We start from the raw sequence: 15,298 nt of genomic DNA, 5'->3' as shown, positions 1-15,298 counted from the left end.
ATCAACTTACGGGCAGTGTCAGGCTGCCATCTGCATTAAGCTGCCAGAACGGGTTATGTGCGACCTCCCAGACATGGCCATCCGGGTCGGCATAATACCCAGAGTAACCGCCCCAGAATACTTTTTCAGGGGCTTTCAGCACGGTTGCCCCTGCGGTGATGGCTGCCGCAAAGGCGGTGTCGACCTCGTTTTCGGTGGCAAAGTTCTGCGCAAGCGTCATCGCACCGGTTCCCAAAACCGCGTCTGGTCGTCCCTGATCATGGGTCAATGGTCCTAGGCCAAACAGGGCCAAAACCAAGCCGTTGATTTGATAAAAGACAACGCCGTCGGTTTGCGAGGTTGGCTGCCAGCCCATCGCGCCATAAAACGCCTTTGATTTTTCCAGATCAGTCACGCCAAGTGTGATCAGGGTCACGCGTTGTGGGGTCATGGGCTGTCCCTTTGGGTTACGGTTGATTGTCCAGCGGCATCCGTTACTTCGGCATATTGGGCGCGGTTGCCCAGTTCCGTAAACAATTCCGGTCCTGTGCCTGTCATAAACGCCTGCGCGCCAAGGCCGCAGATTTCATCATAAAGCGCGGCGCGGCGACTGGCGTCAAGATGGGCGGCAACCTCGTCCAGCAATAAGATCGGCGGCGCACCAAAATCGCGGGCAAGCGCACGGGCGTTGGCAAGGATCAGGCTAATCAGCAGCGCTTTTTGTTCGCCGGTCGAACAATCTTTGGCATCGACACCTTTGACCGCAAACACCGCCTGCAAATCGGCACGGTGTGGGCCAACCAATGTGCGCCCCGCTGCCATATCGCGGCTGCGATTTTGCGCGAGCGCTGATTGCAGATCTTCAGGCATCGCATCGGGTCCGGTCAGCGTAAGGTTGGCGGTGGGAAACGATGTGGTTGCGGCGTCCTGGGCGGCCGCCAATTCAGCAATGGCGCGTTTACGGTTGCGATGAATTTGCGCGCCTGCTTCGGCCATCTGGCTTTCCAGCGCGGTGTACCAATGCGGATCGCGCACCATGTCTTTGAGCAGACGGTTCCGTTCACGCATCGCCTTTTCGTATGTCAGTACGGCTTCGGCATGTGATGGCTCAAAGCTGAGAGTCGTTCGGTCCAGAAACCGCCTGCGCCCTTCGGCGCCTTCGATCCACAACCGATCCATCGATGGAACGAGCCAAAGCACACGCGCGACACGTCCTAGGGTGACTTGCGGGGCAGCTTTGCCATCAATACGCAGCTGGCGCGGGCTGCCAGCCTCGGCCCAAGTTTCCAATTCGTGGGTCTGGTTCAGGGACCGTAGGGCGGCAGTGACCTTCCATCCCAACGCTTCGGGGCGGCGGGTCAGGTCTTCGGCGGCGGCGCGCCGCATCCCGCGACCGGGCGAAAGAAGTGAAACAGCTTCGATTAGGTTGGTTTTGCCGGCGCCATTCGGACCATAAATTGCGAGCGGCCGGCCATCCAGATCCACCACCGCCCGCTTATGCGAGCGGAAGTGCGAGAGCGCCAATTGGGTCAAAGCAAGGCCTGTCATATCGCGCGATGCCTGCCGTTTGGGGCGTAAGAAAATGTCGAAGTATTTTGCCCCGTCACACGCGCATCGGCATAACAACATAAACTGCGGTCGTGTCGTTGCCTTCGCGCATCAGGGTCGGGTCACCAGATGTATTGAACAAGAAAACCGCATTTTCGCGGTCCACCTGGCTGGCGATTTCCAGCAGGTATTTCGCGTTAAATCCGATTTCCAACCGTTCGTCGCCATAAGCGACAGCCAGTTCTTCTTCGGCGGCACCGCTGTCAGGCGAATTGACCGACAGAATTAAGCGATCTTCGTCCAGCGATAGTTTCACAGCGCGTGACCGTTCGGATGATACGGTTGCTACCCGGTCCACCGCCTTTGCAAATTCTTTTGCGTCCACTTCCATCCGGCGTGTGTTTCCCTGCGGGATAACGCGGGTGTAGTCGGGGAACGTGCCGTCGATCACTTTTGAAATCAGAGTGATATCCGGGGTCGCAAAGCGGATTTTTGTCTCGGACACGGAAACGGCGATTTTCATATCGTCGTCATCCAACAGTTTGCGCAATTCGCCCACGGTTTTGCGCGGCACAATCACACCGGCCATATCAGCCGCACCTTCGGGAAGCTCTGCATCAATCCGCGCCAAGCGATGCCCATCGGTTGCAACAGCGCGCAGGACCTTACCGCCATCGCTGTCGGCGACGTGCAGGTAAACACCGTTCAGGTAATACCGGGTTTCTTCGGTGGAGATCGCGAATTTTGATTTATCGAACAGGCGCCGCAGCACAGGCGCTGGCGCCGAGAAGTTCGCGGCGTATTCGGATGTGGCCATCACGGGGAAATCTTCTTTTGGCAGCGTGGCCAGCGAAAAATTGGAGCGCCCCGCCTCGATGGTTAACCGACCGGATGCACCGTCTTCGGTCAGGGACACCAATGCGCCGTCGGGAAGTTTGCGGACAATTTCGTTCAACGTCACCGCTGATACTGTCGTCGCGCCGGCGCGTTCGACCTTGGCCGGGGCGCGGTCCACCACTTCGATATCAAGATCGGTTGCGCGGAACTGCACAGAGTCCCCTTCGGCCTCGATCAGCACGTTGGCAAGGATCGGGATTGTATTGCGCCGCTCTACGACGGATTGCGCCTGTGCGACCGCCTTGAGAAGTGCGCTGCGTTCGATGCTAAATTTCATGTCCCAATGCTCCGCATATTTGGTGGCAAAAGCCGCCGGGACGCAGAATTTACTGCATTTTTCCGGCGGCTCAAGCGTTTTGTTGGACTGTTGACGATGGGGGCAGGTTCGTCAAGCACATGCCTTAGGCTTCGAGCGCCCGGCGCAACAGTTCCAGGTCGTCTGCGATCTGGCTATCCGTAACCTTTAGCTCTTCGATCCGGCGTACGCCGTGCATGACCGTGGTGTGGTCGCGCCCGCCAAACCGGCGCCCGATTTCGGGCAACGACCGGCTTGTCATTGTTTTGGCCAGATACATCGCCACCTGACGGGGCCGCGCATAGTTGCGCACCCGCTTTGGCCCGATCATGTCGGACAGGCGGATGTTATAATGATCGGACACCTTGCGTTGGATTTCTTCCACCGTGACCTTGCGGTCAGAGGCCTTGAGCACGTCTGAAAGACAGTCTTGGGTCAACTCTAGGGTGATTTCACGGCCCACAAGGGACGCAAAAGCGAAAAGACGTGTTAACGCACCCTCAAGCACACGGACGTTGGTGGAAATACGGTGGGCCAAAAATTCCAGCACACCGGGCGTAATGGCAAGGCCGGGATATTGGGTGGCGTATACTTCGACCTTTGATTGCAAAATGCCCAAACGCAGCTCGTAATCTGTTGGGTGCAAGTCCACGACCAAACCGCATTGAAGGCGCGATTTAATCCGCTCTTCCAGATCTTTGATTTCACCCGGTGCACGATCTGCCGAAATGATGATCTGCTTCTTGCCATCAACGAGCGCGTTGAAGGTGTGAAAGAATTCTTCTTGGGTGCTGTCTTTGCCGCCGATGAACTGCACATCGTCCACCATCAGCACGTCAACCGAACGGAACAGCTGTTTGAAATCCATCATTTTACGCTCGCGCAGCGCTGTGATGAAACGGTACATGAATTGTTCCGCCGACAGATAAAGTACGTTCAATTCGGGCGAGCGTTGCTTTAGTTCATTGGCGATGGCGTGCATCAGGTGGGTTTTACCCAGACCAACGCCGCCATACAAAAACAGCGGATTAAAGGTTACAGGGCCACCTTCGGCGACACGGCGCGCTGCAGCATGGGCAAGTTCGTTGGGTTTCCCAACGACAAAACTGTCAAATGTGAACCGCGTATCAATCGGAGACCCTGAGATTTCGTCGGCCATCACCGTTCTAGGCGCGACAACAGGCTTGGGCGCGGCCGCAGCGGTACGTGCCTGTGAAGGTACGGTAAATTCGAGCCGTTGCACGGATTCGCCAAGCTGGTTCAGATGGTAGATGATCTGATCGCCAAAGTTTTGGGACACATAGTTGCCAATGAAATTGGTCGGCACTTGGAATGTCGCAACACCCGCCGTCAATTTCGAAAACTCGAGCGGTTCAATCCAGTTGGAGAAGTTGTTCACGCCAAGCGCGCTCTTCAGCCGTGTCAGAACCGTTGCCCAAATATCGTTCGTCATCTTTTAATCTTGCCCCCAAGCACATGGCGTCATCACGCAGGGTGAAGCCCCTGAATCACGCGTCACTCGTTCCCAAGATAAAAGAATTCTGTACCTAAGTTTGTCCCCACTTAGGCCGAATGCAGTTTATCAATTTCAAAGGCCTGGGCACCCGTGCGTCGCATGTTGCCATACGCGTCGGGATGCCTGAGCGGCAGAAAAGAAGACATGAACAACATAGTCACCAAAGAGCAGCCTTCGGCAACCGTGCAGACACAGACCAAGCGGGTTTCCAACACGTAGAAACGATCGCTAGTTTTGCATGAAGTTCAGCACATTTTACCGATTGATGCGCACCCCTACCTGGGTTCGCACCGCGCTAAAAACTGCAAAACTCTTCATGTCCCCCCGGAACGATGTGAATCGCTTGGCTAAGGTACCAATGTCCTTGGGGCGGCATCAACATAACATCGCACTTGACTCGGAGATTGCGGAAAAAGAATCTGCGGCCCTGTTGAAATGCCACAAAACATAGGCAAACGAACAACACCCAAACAAAAAAAGACGCACCCTTTCGGATGCATCTTTTCAAAAAGTTTCGCCGCAAAATTGCGCGCGGCGCAGAATCGGTGGAAGTTAGCCGATTGCCTTAACACGTGAAGACAGGCGCGAAATTTTGCGCGCTGCTGTGTTCTTGTGAACAACACCCTTGGTGACGCCGCGCATTAGTTCTGGCTGTGCTGCCTTTAGTGCGGCGGCTGCTGCAGTTTGGTCGCCGGATGCAATTGCTTCTTCAACGAGACGCAAGAATGTACGAATCCGCGAACGACGCATTTTGTTAACTGCGTAACGTGCGTCAGATTGACGGGCGCGTTTTTTAGCTTGTGGTGTATTTGCCATGATGTCTTTCCCTTCGTCGGGTCAAATTAAAATTCGATAGCGCAATAAGCCCCGACCGGGTTCTAGAACCGGTGATTCTGGCCAAAGCGGGCCTCACGCGCATGTAAGGTGGGCTGATAGGGCAGTTCCACGCAGAAAGAAACCCCAAAAAGTGGGTTTATCGGTCGCGGAACTGCGGTTCGCGCTTTTCGATGAAGGCGGTCATACCCTCTGATTGATCCTCTGTGGCGAACAGTGACTGGAACAAACGCCGCTCAAAGTTCAACCCTTCGGCTAAGGTGGTTTCAAAGGCGCGGTTCACCGCTTCTTTGGCGGCCATGGTTGCGACGCGCGACTTCTTTGCAATCTTTTCAGCCGTGGTGCGGGCCTCGGCCAAAAGTTTATCTGCGGGCACAATACGGCTGACCAGTCCGCTACGTTCTGCTTCGTTTGCATCCATGAATCGCCCGGTCAAATGCATCTCCATCGCCTTTGCCTTGCCGACGTAACGGGTCAGGCGTTGCGTGCCGCCAATACCCGCGATGACCCCAAGATTAATTTCAGGCTGACCAAACTTTGCCGTGTCGGCCGCGATGATAAAATCACACATCATTGCCAGCTCACAGCCACCGCCCAGCGCCCAACCTGCCACCGCAGCAATGATCGGCTTGCGCGTGCGGTTAAAGCGGTCGCATTCGTTTTCAAAGAAGCGGCTCGTGTACATATCAACAAAGGATTTGTCGGCCATTTCTGCGATGTCTGCGCCCGCGGCAAATGCCTTTTCAGAACCAGTGATCACGATACAGCGCACTTTGTCATTGGCATCCGCCGCCTCGAGCGCTGTGCAAAGCTCGCCCAACAAGGCGCTGTTCAACGCATTCAATGCAGATGGACGGTTTAACGTGATAATCGCTACATGGTCACTAATGTCGACAATGATATTTTCGTAAGCCATGACGCGATCCTTATCCCAATGAATGCCTTAGTGCTTAACAAAGGTGGCACGTGGCGCAAGTTATCTTTGACATTCCGGACAAAAGAATGACGACCGCCCGGACTGTACGACCCGTTCAACCACCCCGTGACACCCTGCCGTGACGCATGGGTTTCCGGCACGGTCGTAAACCTTGAATACATGTTGAAAATAACCCAATGCGCCGTCCGATTGCCGATAGTCGCGCAGTGAAGAACCGCCAGCGGCAATGGCTTCGGTAAGGACGTCGCGAATGATCGGTACAAGTGAGTCCACCTCTTTGACACTCAGCTTGCCGGCCTTGCGGCGCGGGTCCACGCCTGCGCGAAATAGCACTTCGCAGACATAGATATTCCCGAGGCCAGAGACGATTCCCTGATCGAGCAGCGCTGATTTGATAGGTGTATTCCGCCCCTCTAGGCGCGCCTTAAGATAGGTGTCGCCAAATCCGTTGCCCAACGGTTCTGGTCCCAGGTCGCGGATCAGCCAGTGGTCGTCTTGTGTCGCGGTATCCAACAGATCCATTGCGCCAAACCGGCGTGCATCGTTGAATGTGATGCGTGCGCCTGTGTCCATATGCAGGACAACATGGTCATGTTTTGCAGGCGCCGGGTGCGCATGGTGAAATTCGCCGACCTTCTGCCCGGACACCAACATGCGCCCCGACATGCCCAAATGAATCAGCAAGGTTTCCGCGCTATCGAGATCGACCAAGATATATTTCGACCGCCTGCGCAGCCTCAGGACACGCTTGCCTGTCAGCCGCGCCGCCATGTTTTCGGGAAAGGGCCAGCGCAAATTGGGGCGATTGATATCGGCCTGCGCAATAACATGCCCCTCCATTGCGGGGGCAATACCTGCTTTGACGGTTTCAACTTCGGGAAGTTCGGGCATCAGAACCTTTGATTCAGCGCAATATTTTGGCGCGCAGTCGTGAGAAATTCACGGATACCCGTCATATATTTCATGACTTCGACCGATTTACCACTCTGCACACCTATTACATAGGAATAGTGGCCGTTGTCCTGCAATGACACCACGTCCTTCCAAAGAATTTCGCGCCTGCGAAACAACCAATCACTGTCGATCAAGACGTCACGATCGTAGCGCATATTGTAGGTTGTGGTGTAGATAAGGCTGTATAAGACGATAACAGTGATCGCCATCTTCACGTAGATATTGTCGGGGATGTATCCGGAGTCGCTGATCCACGTATATTGCATCAACACACCGCTGATCCCGACACTCACCAGTCGCAGCCCAACCGTCCGCCTAAGCGTTGCTTCGTTTAGTGTCATCTGCGGTGCCGCTTGCGCCCCAATTCCAGCCACAAAGCTGATATCGCGCGGCAAATTGGCCGCATCCGTTTTCGCCAACGGTGTGAGGTCAATAACCGTACCATCGCTGTCGCGTTGATTTCTTTGGCCATAAAGCCATTTCATGATGAGGTGCGTTAAGAGAAATTGGCCAACAACAATCGACACAACAACTGCGAAACCGAGCACGACAAAAAATAATTCCACAATCTAACCCCTAGCCCGTGGCACATTGACAGTTTGTCTATCACGCGAACTGCGTATAACCCATGGGCAACACCATTCGGGACTATTCGGGCGAAAGAATGACATGACTGACACACAACAGACCACAACCCACTTCGGGTTCGAGACCGTCCCCGAAAGCGAAAAAGCAGGGCGCGTGCAGGGTGTATTTTCATCGGTTGCCAGCAAATACGACATCATGAACGATGTGATGTCGGTGGGCATTCACCGTATCTGGAAAGATGCGATGATGGATTGGCTTGCACCACGCCCCGGTCAACGACTGCTGGATGTGGCGGGTGGAACTGGCGATATTTCGTTCCGATTCCTGAAGCGGGCCGGGCATGGACATTCAACCGTTCTGGATATTACCGAATCCATGCTGGTTGAAGGCCGCAAACGCGCCGAGGCGGAACGGATGTCTGACAGTTTGAACTGGGTGGTGGGCGATGCCATGGCCCTGCCGTTCGAATCCAATACATTTGACGTATACACAATCAGCTTTGGCATTCGGAACGTGACCCGCCCCCAAGAGGCGCTGAACGAAGCCTTCCGGGTGCTAAAGCCAGGTGGTCGTTTGATGGTCCTAGAGTTTAGCCAATTGCCGAACCCGATGATGCAGGCCGCTTACGATGCTTATTCGTTCAACGTGATCCCGCGGATGGGGCAGTTGATCGCGGGGGATCGCGACAGTTACCAGTATCTGGTCGAGTCGATTCGTAATTTCCCGGATCAAGACACCTTCCTTGATATGGTGCGCCAAGCAGGTTTCGGGAACGCGAAATATCGCAACCTCTCAATGGGTATCGCCGCTCTGCATTCGGGTTGGAAACTGTAAATGCGTGGCCCCCATAACATCATCCGGTTGATCCGTACGGGTGCGACCCTTGAACGGACCGGCGCGATGAACGTCGTCTTGGATGCGTTTGACGCGGGTCCGCTGTTGCGCGTGACGTTTCGTGTTCTGGTTTGGCCCTTTCGATGGCTGGGGTATAAGGGTGACGTTAATATGCCACCCGCGCCGCGCGCGCTCACGGCATTGGGACCTGCGTATATCAAATTCGGCCAAGTGCTTTCGACGCGCCCTGATGTTGTGGGCGATGAATTGGCCATTCAACTGCGTGTACTTCAGGACAAATTGCCGCCGTTTTCGATGGAAGAGGCAGAGGCCGCGATTCAATATGAATTGGGTGCACCAGTCGCGCAGCTGTTTTCTTCGTTTTCAGAACCAGTTGCTGCGGCGTCCCTGGCGCAGGTACACAAGGCCCATCTTGCCGACACCGGAGAGGCGGTCGCCGTCAAAATCCTTCGCCCCGGCATCGAACGCGCGTTTCGCAAGGATATTGACGCGTTCTATTTCGCGGCGCGTATGATTGAACTGTTGTCACCCGCGTCGCGTCGCCTGCGGCCAATGGATGTGATCACCCACTTTGAAGGTGTGGTCACGGGCGAGCTTGACCTGCGGTTAGAAAGCTCGGCGGCTGCAGAGTTTGGCGCAAATACCGCGACCGACGCCGGGTTCCAGGTGCCACAGATCCGCTGGCATCTATCAAGTCGCCGCGTGATGACGCTGGACTGGGTCGAAGGAATTAGCATCGGCGAGAATGCCGCGCTTGATATTGCAGGACACGACCGGCGTGCACTTGCAACACGTGTGCTTCAGCTGTTTTTAAATCACGCGCTGCGTGACGGGTTTTTTCACGGGGATATGCATCAGGGAAACCTGAAAGTGGCCGCAGATGGCGACATTGTTGCCTACGACTTTGGGATCATGGGGCGGATCGATGAATACACGCGTCGCGTCTATGCGGAAATTCTGTTTGGTTTTATCCGCAAGGACTATCAGCGCGTCGCTGAAGTACACTTTGAGGCTGGATATGTCCCCGCCGACCGTGATGTGGACGAATTCGCCCGCGCCCTGCGCGCGGTGGGCGAACCCATCTTTGGGATGGACGCCAGCCGTATTTCGATGGCGCGTCTGCTTAGTTATTTGTTTGAGGTAACCGAGCGTTTCGGCATGGAAACACGCACTGAACTGATCCTTCTGCAACGTACGATGGTGGTCGTCGAAGGCGTGGCGCGGTCACTTGATCCACATATGAACATCTGGCAAGTCGCCAAGCCCGTTGTCGAAAGCTATATCAAACAAAGCATTGGACCAAAGGCGTTGATGCGCGATCTGGCCAAGACGGCAATGGTTCTGTCCCGCTTTGGACCGCAACTTCCTCATTTGGCCGAGGCGGCGTTAATCAGGCAGAACAACCCTGTGCCCCCGTCGAAACCGTTGTCACCGCTTGCGCCCGTGGTTTGGATGGCACTGGGCGGCATTTTGGTGGGTGCCGGCGTTTGGCTTTCAGCCCTGATCTAAAGCGATGGATCGCGAAGCGCGCTGACTTGGGTTGCGGCCACGGCAATACCCCCCTCAAGGATCAGGATTGTTTCACCGCCTTCGGCGCGCACTTCGGTCACTGTGCTATAAACCTCGACGGCATCTTGTGTGATCACCTCGCCGTTTGCACTGCTGATCAGTTCAAACGAATAGAGACCGCTAGGGTACGGAAACCCGCCGGCGGCAACCCCAGCCCATTCAATGGGGTCAGCGCTAATGGGTACATCAAATCGCTGAACCTCAACCCCTTGTTCATTGCGCACCACCACCTCAGCACTATCCGCTAACAATGCTGGGTTGGGGGCCAGTGTAATCGGCTGACCGTCGAAATACCCCGATGTCGCCGCACGCGCTTCTTTCCCGACCCAAGCAGCCATATCCGCCAGCCCGCCCGATGTCAGCTGCGCCGAGAGCGCCCGCAGCAGATCATTAGTGAGCACGGCTTGCTCTACCCCCGAAAACGTCGCCAACTGCGTGGCATAGTCCGTCGAATCGACTGGGTTTAACGGGTCTTGGTTTTGCATTTGAACCGTTAGCATTCGCAAAAACATCTCAAAATCAGACGTTATTCCCTGAGAGGCGGCCGGTTCAGGCGCCGCAACGGTCGGCGTCGTGGTTGTAACTTGGTTGACGTCCATCGTGTTTCCTAAACTCTAATATCCATGCCCGATTTTGTGGCGGGTGTCTGTTCCACGCCTTGCAATTCCGAAATGTCGCCTGCATTGACTGGTTCACCAAAACTGGCTTTGTCACGCGACGAATCCTGGTGTTCCGACGCACTGTCACGTCCAAAGGCAAAATTGATGTCATTGTAACCTAGATCGCGGAACTCCTGAGTGAGCGTTTCTATATTGCGGCGCAACAGGTCGCTTGTTTCTGGTCGTTCTGCGATGATTGTCATCGTGATGGATGCGTCAACGGCTGACATGGTCATCCGCACCCGCCCCAACTCTTGCGGATTAAGAGAAATTTCGGTTGGCTGTCCGGGGCGATCAGCGACGGCAACAGCCATCTGTTGCGCAACGTGTCGCACCGTTCCTGTGCCGCTGGCGGGAACAGCAGCAACAGGTGTGTGACTTGATATCGTGGCAGGTCGATCACTTAGGGTGAACAGCCTCTGTAGTTCCGGGTCGTCACGACCAACATCTGCGACGTCTTGCTGAACCACACGATGCTGGGTGACGCTGGTGCTGACATGTGCCGCTTCGGTCTTTGGTGATGTCAAAGCTCGTTCGACGTCCATTTCCGGCTGTTTTGGTGGGGTATCGCCATGTATTTTCCGAACGGGTTCGTCGGGTCTGACTACGTTAGATAGCCCGACAGAATTTGGAACCTGCGCAACGGTTTTTTCAACGGGGGCCACCACATTTACGTCTGACGCCTGTACCTGTCTATCACCCGAAACGACATCCGGCGGCATACTATTTGGGATTGCTTCCGGCACTTTCGCTGCTGACGATCCGGGCGGCCCTTGCGGCACCTGCCGTTCAAATATCAGCTGTGCCCATGTTGGACCACGTGGCACACGTGGTACATCATTTGCCTTGGGAGCAGTATGTTCCGCGACAGCATCAGAAGCAGCATCGATTTGACGAAACGTGTCAGGCGTATCTGTCTGTGCAATCTCTGGGTATTCAATGGATTTCGCAGTCAAATTGACATCGGAGTCAGTGTTAGGTTGCACGTTCTGTCCCGTGACTGCCAAAAAATTTGTCACTTCGGCGGGCATATCCATCAATACATCAACCGATAGAGTGAAATCCGGATCGTCTTCAACTTCCTCCACATCCATCTCAGCAAGGAGGCTTGCGAAATCGGTGCTCGTATCCGTCGATAACGCAAGCCCACCACCCTGCGAGGGTGGCGATTTTGGTGGAGCCGTATCTGTTAACAGTATCGGTATCATCGGTTCTCCGAACGAATCTTCGTGGGCCTTACTTTTCGCAGACAAAACTTACTGATTCTTTACGGCTCGATGACAAAAGGAGAATTGACCAGAAACGGAGAACATGATGACCGCGATACCGGTGCTACCCCCGCCGCGCTCTGCGCCAAAACTGCCGGAGTATATGCAGAACGATGCAAAACTGCGCGACGCTGCCCAAAAGCTGGAAGCGACTTTTTTGGCGGAAATGTTAAAGGCGGCGGGTGTTGGTGCACCGCGCGAGACTTTTGGTGGCGGCTCAGGCGAAGAGCATTTTGCGTCGTTCCTTCGCGAGGCTCAGGCAAATGAAATGGTGAAATCTGGCGGAATCGGTCTGGCCGAAGCCCTTTTTGAGGCCATGAAGGGCAAGATGAATGCCTAGGCCAACTTACCAGCAACTTACAGATGCATTGGTTCAGGAGAAAAAAGCGCTCAAACGAGGTGTATTTGAAGACCTTGATGCGATTTCTGCTACAAAAGTGCTGCTTTTTGAACGTTTGGCGCAGGAAAACCCTACAGCCTCGGAAATGATTGCTATTCGCGAAAAATTGGCTGAAAACCAGTCGTTACTAGTTGCGGCAATTGCTGGCGTTCAGGCCGCGCGCGACCGCATTTCCGCGCTGCAGCACGTGCGCGATGGTCTGAATGTTTACGACCAATCCGGTAAAATGGCGCTGGTGCCAACGCGCAATTCTGATTTTGAGAAGAAGGCGTAACTTGATTCAAATCCGAAACTCTTTGGTATGAGCGATTAAGGGTTTCTTTAGGCCGAAAATGTTTATCTCTGTCTATCGCTAGAATGGCTGTCTGCTTCTCACCGTGTTGCAGCGATCGTCGTCAGAATGACGTTTCAAATGGGTGCAGTTGCACCGTTTCGTGAATCAATCTGGCGCAAAGCGCCCCTAAACTTAGGACCAAAAAACATGTCCAGCATTCTTACCAACAATAGTGCGATGGTCGCACTGCAAACCCTAAAATCAATCAACGGAAACCTGGCCAAAACACAGACCATGATTTCGACTGGTAAAGAAATCGGGTCAGCAAAAGACAACTCTGCGATTTGGGCGATCTCAAAAGTGATGGAATCAGACGTCGCCGGGTTTAAAGCCATCTCTGACAGCCTTTCACTCGGGGAATCAACGGTTGCGGTCGCATCGGCAGGCGCCGAGCAAATCGTCGAAACGCTCAAAGAAATGAAACAACTGGCAGTTTCTGCCCAGTCAGAAAACGTCGATTTCGCTAAAATTCAAGCGGATATGGACGAAAAAGCCGCACAGGTGGCGTCGATCATCTCTGCGTCTCAGTTCAATGGCGCCAACTTGCTTGCGACCGATGTTGACGGAAACGGCGGTACAGGTCTGAACGTATTGTCGTCGCTTGATCGCGTCGGGAATGCTGCGCCAACGCCAACGCTTATCACAGTAGACAGCGTTAACTTTGAAGCAAATATCGATTTGGCTACGAACCTGACCGGAATCACGGATACGGCGACGGCTGCAACGGCCCTGGGAGAGTTGGAAACCTTTCTAACAACTGCGATCGACGGCGCCGCCGCACTTGGTGCATCGGAAAAGCGGATCAACGACCAAAACAACTTTGTTGGGAAACTATCAGACGCGCTAAAGTCTGGTATCGGTACGCTGGTGGATGCCGACATGGAAGAAACATCTGCGCGCCTACAGGCATTGCAAGTTCAGCAGCAGCTGGGTGTGCAGTCCCTGTCGATTGCGAACCAGGCGCCACAGACAATTCTGTCGCTCTTCAGATAAGTTAAATATGCGGCGGCGCCTTTCTGGCGCCGCCTTCTGGGATGCCGCGGAAAACCCGCAGCTCGTTCAAATTCGTGCCGGAAGGAACCCACGTGAACGTCATCGAACAAGCTCGGCAGGCTTATGCCCCGACCCAAACGTCCATCAGAACAGAGCGCTCTGTCGAGGCCCAACTTTTCAGCCAAGTTACAGCGCGACTGCGCAAGGCGACAACGTCAATTCCGTTGAATTTCCCTCTTCTCGTCGCAGCGCTACACGACAACCGGCGTATGTGGGTTACGCTCGCGGCTGGTGTCGCAGACGAGGACAACGCTTTGCCGCGCGCATTGCGGGCCCAATTGTTCTACCTTGCAGAGTTCACAGAACACCACAGTCGCCGCGTTTTGCGCAAAGAAGCTGATGCGACTGCATTGATTGATATTAACACCGCTGTCTTACGCGGCCTAAACCGTCAGGAGGCAGCGTAATGTCAGGACTTGTTCTTAAACTTAACCCGAAAGAACGTGTGCTTGTGAATGGGGCCGTTATCGAAAACGGTGACAGACGAAGTCGACTTTCAATCCTGACGCCGAACGCAAACATTCTGCGCCTGCGCGATGCAATACGCCCGGGGGAAGTGAATACACCGGTTCGCAGGGTCTGCTATATTGCTCAGTTGGTCCTATCCGGGGATGTGGCAGAAAATGATGCGCGCATGCAAATGTTGCGTGGGATCGAGCAACTTAGCCAAGTGCTACGTGATGACGACAGCCGTCAACATCTTGATTGTGCAACTCAACATGTAACTGACAACGACTTTTATAGGGCGCTGAAAGCTTTGCGAAACTTACTTCCCCGCGAATCCCGACTTTTGGCTGGGCACCCGTCATGAGCTTTCAACCCATCGTGCCGTTGACAGGTTATGGTGGTTGGCGGTTTCTGGACCGCACCATGGAAAAACAGCAAGAAACCTTTGCTGTCAGTCAACCTGTTGCACGCGCAACCGACTATTTTCGTGAAAATATCGGCAACATCAAAACAGCCGAAGATCTGGTCAACGATAAACGTATGCTTGCTGTTGCGCTTGGTGCATTTGGGCTGGATGAGGATGTTAACAATACTTTCTTTATCCGGAAAATTTTGGAAGACGGTACAGTTGATGATGACGCGCTTGCCAACCGGCTGGCCGACAATCGCTATGCGGATTTTAGCAATGCGTTTGGATTTGCCGAAAATGGGGGGGCAGCTACGGGGGCGCAGGGGTTCGCCGAAAACATCATCAGTCGCTACGAAACGCGTCAATTCGAACGCGCGGTCGGAGCACAAGACAATGATTTGCGTCTGGCGATGAGCGTGCAGGGCGGGATTGCGGATATTCTGGACCGTAATAGCAGCAGTAATGCGCAGTGGTTCTCGGTTATGGGTAACGCGCCCATGCGTAACGTTTTTCAGACTGCGCTTGGGCTTCCATCCAGTATGTCGAGTATCGATGTTGACCAGCAGCTTGATATTTTTAAAGAACGGTCTCAATCCGTGCTCGGCACAAGCGACTTGACCGAATTATCCACCCCAGAGCAACAGGAAAAGTTAATTCGGCTATTCTTAATCCGCTCAGAGGCAGCCAATCTTTCGATGACGACGGGAAGCTCAACTGCACTAACCCTTTTGCAGTCTGTGCGCCCAATGTTTTAAT

18 protein-coding genes are annotated in these 15,298 nt (G+C 54.3%); 8 read left to right on the top strand and 10 right to left on the bottom strand.

What is annotated here, in order from left to right; all coding sequences use genetic code 11:
* Nucleotide 1: 1 nt before the first annotated feature.
* The 8 genes from ACXJGX_RS06260 to ACXJGX_RS06225 form a co-directional block, all read right to left on the bottom strand.
* Complete coding sequence (locus ACXJGX_RS06260; protein ID WP_474779744.1) at nucleotides 2-430, bottom strand: VOC family protein; 429 nt, start codon at nucleotides 428-430, stop codon at nucleotides 2-4.
* Nucleotides 427-1,527: a DNA replication/repair protein RecF gene (recF, locus tag ACXJGX_RS06255; protein ID WP_474779742.1), complete on the bottom strand. Its 1,101-nt coding sequence runs from the start codon at nucleotides 1,525-1,527 to the stop codon at nucleotides 427-429. The genes ACXJGX_RS06260 and recF overlap by 4 nt, the downstream gene beginning before the upstream one ends.
* A 55-nt stretch (nucleotides 1,528-1,582) precedes the next feature.
* Nucleotides 1,583-2,701 (bottom strand): DNA polymerase III subunit beta, encoded by a 1,119-nt coding sequence (gene dnaN, locus ACXJGX_RS06250; protein WP_474779740.1) that lies wholly within the window; start codon nucleotides 2,699-2,701, stop codon nucleotides 1,583-1,585.
* Between the two features lie 124 nt (nucleotides 2,702-2,825).
* Complete coding sequence (gene dnaA, locus ACXJGX_RS06245) at nucleotides 2,826-4,172, bottom strand: chromosomal replication initiator protein DnaA (RefSeq protein WP_474779738.1); 1,347 nt, start codon at nucleotides 4,170-4,172, stop codon at nucleotides 2,826-2,828.
* Nucleotides 4,173-4,787: 615 nt separating this feature from the next.
* A complete protein-coding gene (gene rpsT, locus ACXJGX_RS06240; RefSeq protein ID WP_474779737.1) occupies nucleotides 4,788-5,051 on the bottom strand; it encodes a 30S ribosomal protein S20 in 264 nt (87 codons plus the stop codon).
* A gap of 157 nt (nucleotides 5,052-5,208) precedes the next feature.
* On the bottom strand, nucleotides 5,209-5,985 hold the full coding sequence (locus ACXJGX_RS06235) for an enoyl-CoA hydratase (protein ID WP_474779735.1): 777 nt from the start codon (nucleotides 5,983-5,985) through the stop codon (nucleotides 5,209-5,211).
* A gap of 60 nt (nucleotides 5,986-6,045) precedes the next feature.
* On the bottom strand, nucleotides 6,046-6,897 hold the full coding sequence (gene mutM / locus ACXJGX_RS06230) for a bifunctional DNA-formamidopyrimidine glycosylase/DNA-(apurinic or apyrimidinic site) lyase (RefSeq protein ID WP_474779733.1): 852 nt from the start codon (nucleotides 6,895-6,897) through the stop codon (nucleotides 6,046-6,048).
* Nucleotides 6,897-7,526, bottom strand: a complete 630-nt coding sequence (locus ACXJGX_RS06225) for a hypothetical protein (protein ID WP_474779731.1) — start codon at nucleotides 7,524-7,526, stop codon at nucleotides 6,897-6,899. Before ACXJGX_RS06225 ends, mutM begins: the two co-directional genes overlap by 1 nt.
* A 103-nt stretch (nucleotides 7,527-7,629) precedes the next feature.
* On the opposite strand from ACXJGX_RS06225, the gene ubiE reads away from it, so the two are divergent.
* On the top strand, nucleotides 7,630-8,382 hold the full coding sequence (ubiE, locus tag ACXJGX_RS06220) for a bifunctional demethylmenaquinone methyltransferase/2-methoxy-6-polyprenyl-1,4-benzoquinol methylase UbiE (RefSeq protein WP_474779729.1): 753 nt from the start codon (nucleotides 7,630-7,632) through the stop codon (nucleotides 8,380-8,382).
* Entirely contained in the window at nucleotides 8,383-9,912 is a 1,530-nt protein-coding gene (gene ubiB / locus ACXJGX_RS06215; RefSeq protein ID WP_474779727.1) for a 2-polyprenylphenol 6-hydroxylase, read from the top strand. It begins immediately after the preceding gene.
* Here ubiB and ACXJGX_RS06210 read toward each other — a convergent pair.
* Together ACXJGX_RS06210 and ACXJGX_RS06205 are read right to left on the bottom strand one after the other, a co-directional pair.
* Nucleotides 9,909-10,571, bottom strand: coding sequence for a flagellar hook capping FlgD N-terminal domain-containing protein (locus tag ACXJGX_RS06210; RefSeq protein WP_474779725.1), 663 nt, complete (start codon nucleotides 10,569-10,571; stop codon nucleotides 9,909-9,911). The genes ubiB and ACXJGX_RS06210 overlap by 4 nt on opposite strands.
* Nucleotides 10,572-10,579: 8 nt before the next feature.
* Nucleotides 10,580-11,839, bottom strand: coding sequence for a flagellar hook-length control protein FliK (locus ACXJGX_RS06205; RefSeq protein ID WP_474779723.1), 1,260 nt, complete (start codon nucleotides 11,837-11,839; stop codon nucleotides 10,580-10,582).
* Nucleotides 11,840-11,945: 106 nt separating this feature from the next.
* Between ACXJGX_RS06205 and ACXJGX_RS06200 the strand changes: the two genes are divergently transcribed.
* The 6 genes from ACXJGX_RS06200 to ACXJGX_RS06175 all read left to right on the top strand — a co-directional run bounded on the left by ACXJGX_RS06200 (nucleotide 11,946) and on the right by ACXJGX_RS06175 (nucleotide 15,297).
* Nucleotides 11,946-12,239 carry a rod-binding protein gene (locus tag ACXJGX_RS06200; protein WP_474780754.1) on the top strand — a complete coding sequence of 98 codons (294 nt, stop codon included), beginning with the start codon at nucleotides 11,946-11,948 and terminating at the stop codon, nucleotides 12,237-12,239.
* Entirely contained in the window at nucleotides 12,232-12,573 is a 342-nt protein-coding gene (locus tag ACXJGX_RS06195) for a flagellar protein FlgN (RefSeq protein WP_474779722.1), read from the top strand. The genes ACXJGX_RS06200 and ACXJGX_RS06195 overlap by 8 nt, the downstream gene beginning before the upstream one ends.
* A gap of 207 nt (nucleotides 12,574-12,780) precedes the next feature.
* The gene (locus tag ACXJGX_RS06190) at nucleotides 12,781-13,626 is read left to right on the top strand and encodes a flagellin N-terminal helical domain-containing protein (RefSeq protein ID WP_474779720.1); all 846 of its coding nucleotides are present in this window, start codon (nucleotides 12,781-12,783) and stop codon (nucleotides 13,624-13,626) included.
* A gap of 92 nt (nucleotides 13,627-13,718) precedes the next feature.
* Nucleotides 13,719-14,093: a flagellar biosynthesis regulator FlaF gene (gene flaF / locus ACXJGX_RS06185; RefSeq protein ID WP_474779718.1), complete on the top strand. Its 375-nt coding sequence runs from the start codon at nucleotides 13,719-13,721 to the stop codon at nucleotides 14,091-14,093.
* Complete coding sequence (gene flbT, locus ACXJGX_RS06180; RefSeq protein ID WP_474779716.1) at nucleotides 14,093-14,497, top strand: flagellar biosynthesis repressor FlbT; 405 nt, start codon at nucleotides 14,093-14,095, stop codon at nucleotides 14,495-14,497. Before flaF ends, flbT begins: the two co-directional genes overlap by 1 nt.
* A gap of 59 nt (nucleotides 14,498-14,556) precedes the next feature.
* The gene (locus tag ACXJGX_RS06175) at nucleotides 14,557-15,297 is read left to right on the top strand and encodes a DUF1217 domain-containing protein (RefSeq protein ID WP_474779714.1); all 741 of its coding nucleotides are present in this window, start codon (nucleotides 14,557-14,559) and stop codon (nucleotides 15,295-15,297) included.
* Nucleotide 15,298 lies beyond the last annotated feature (1 nt).

It is taken from the genome of Yoonia sp. SWMV100, from assembly GCF_056108365.1.
The sequence above is the reverse complement of the archived record's forward strand: the minus strand, read 5'-3'. Positions and strand labels throughout refer to the sequence as shown.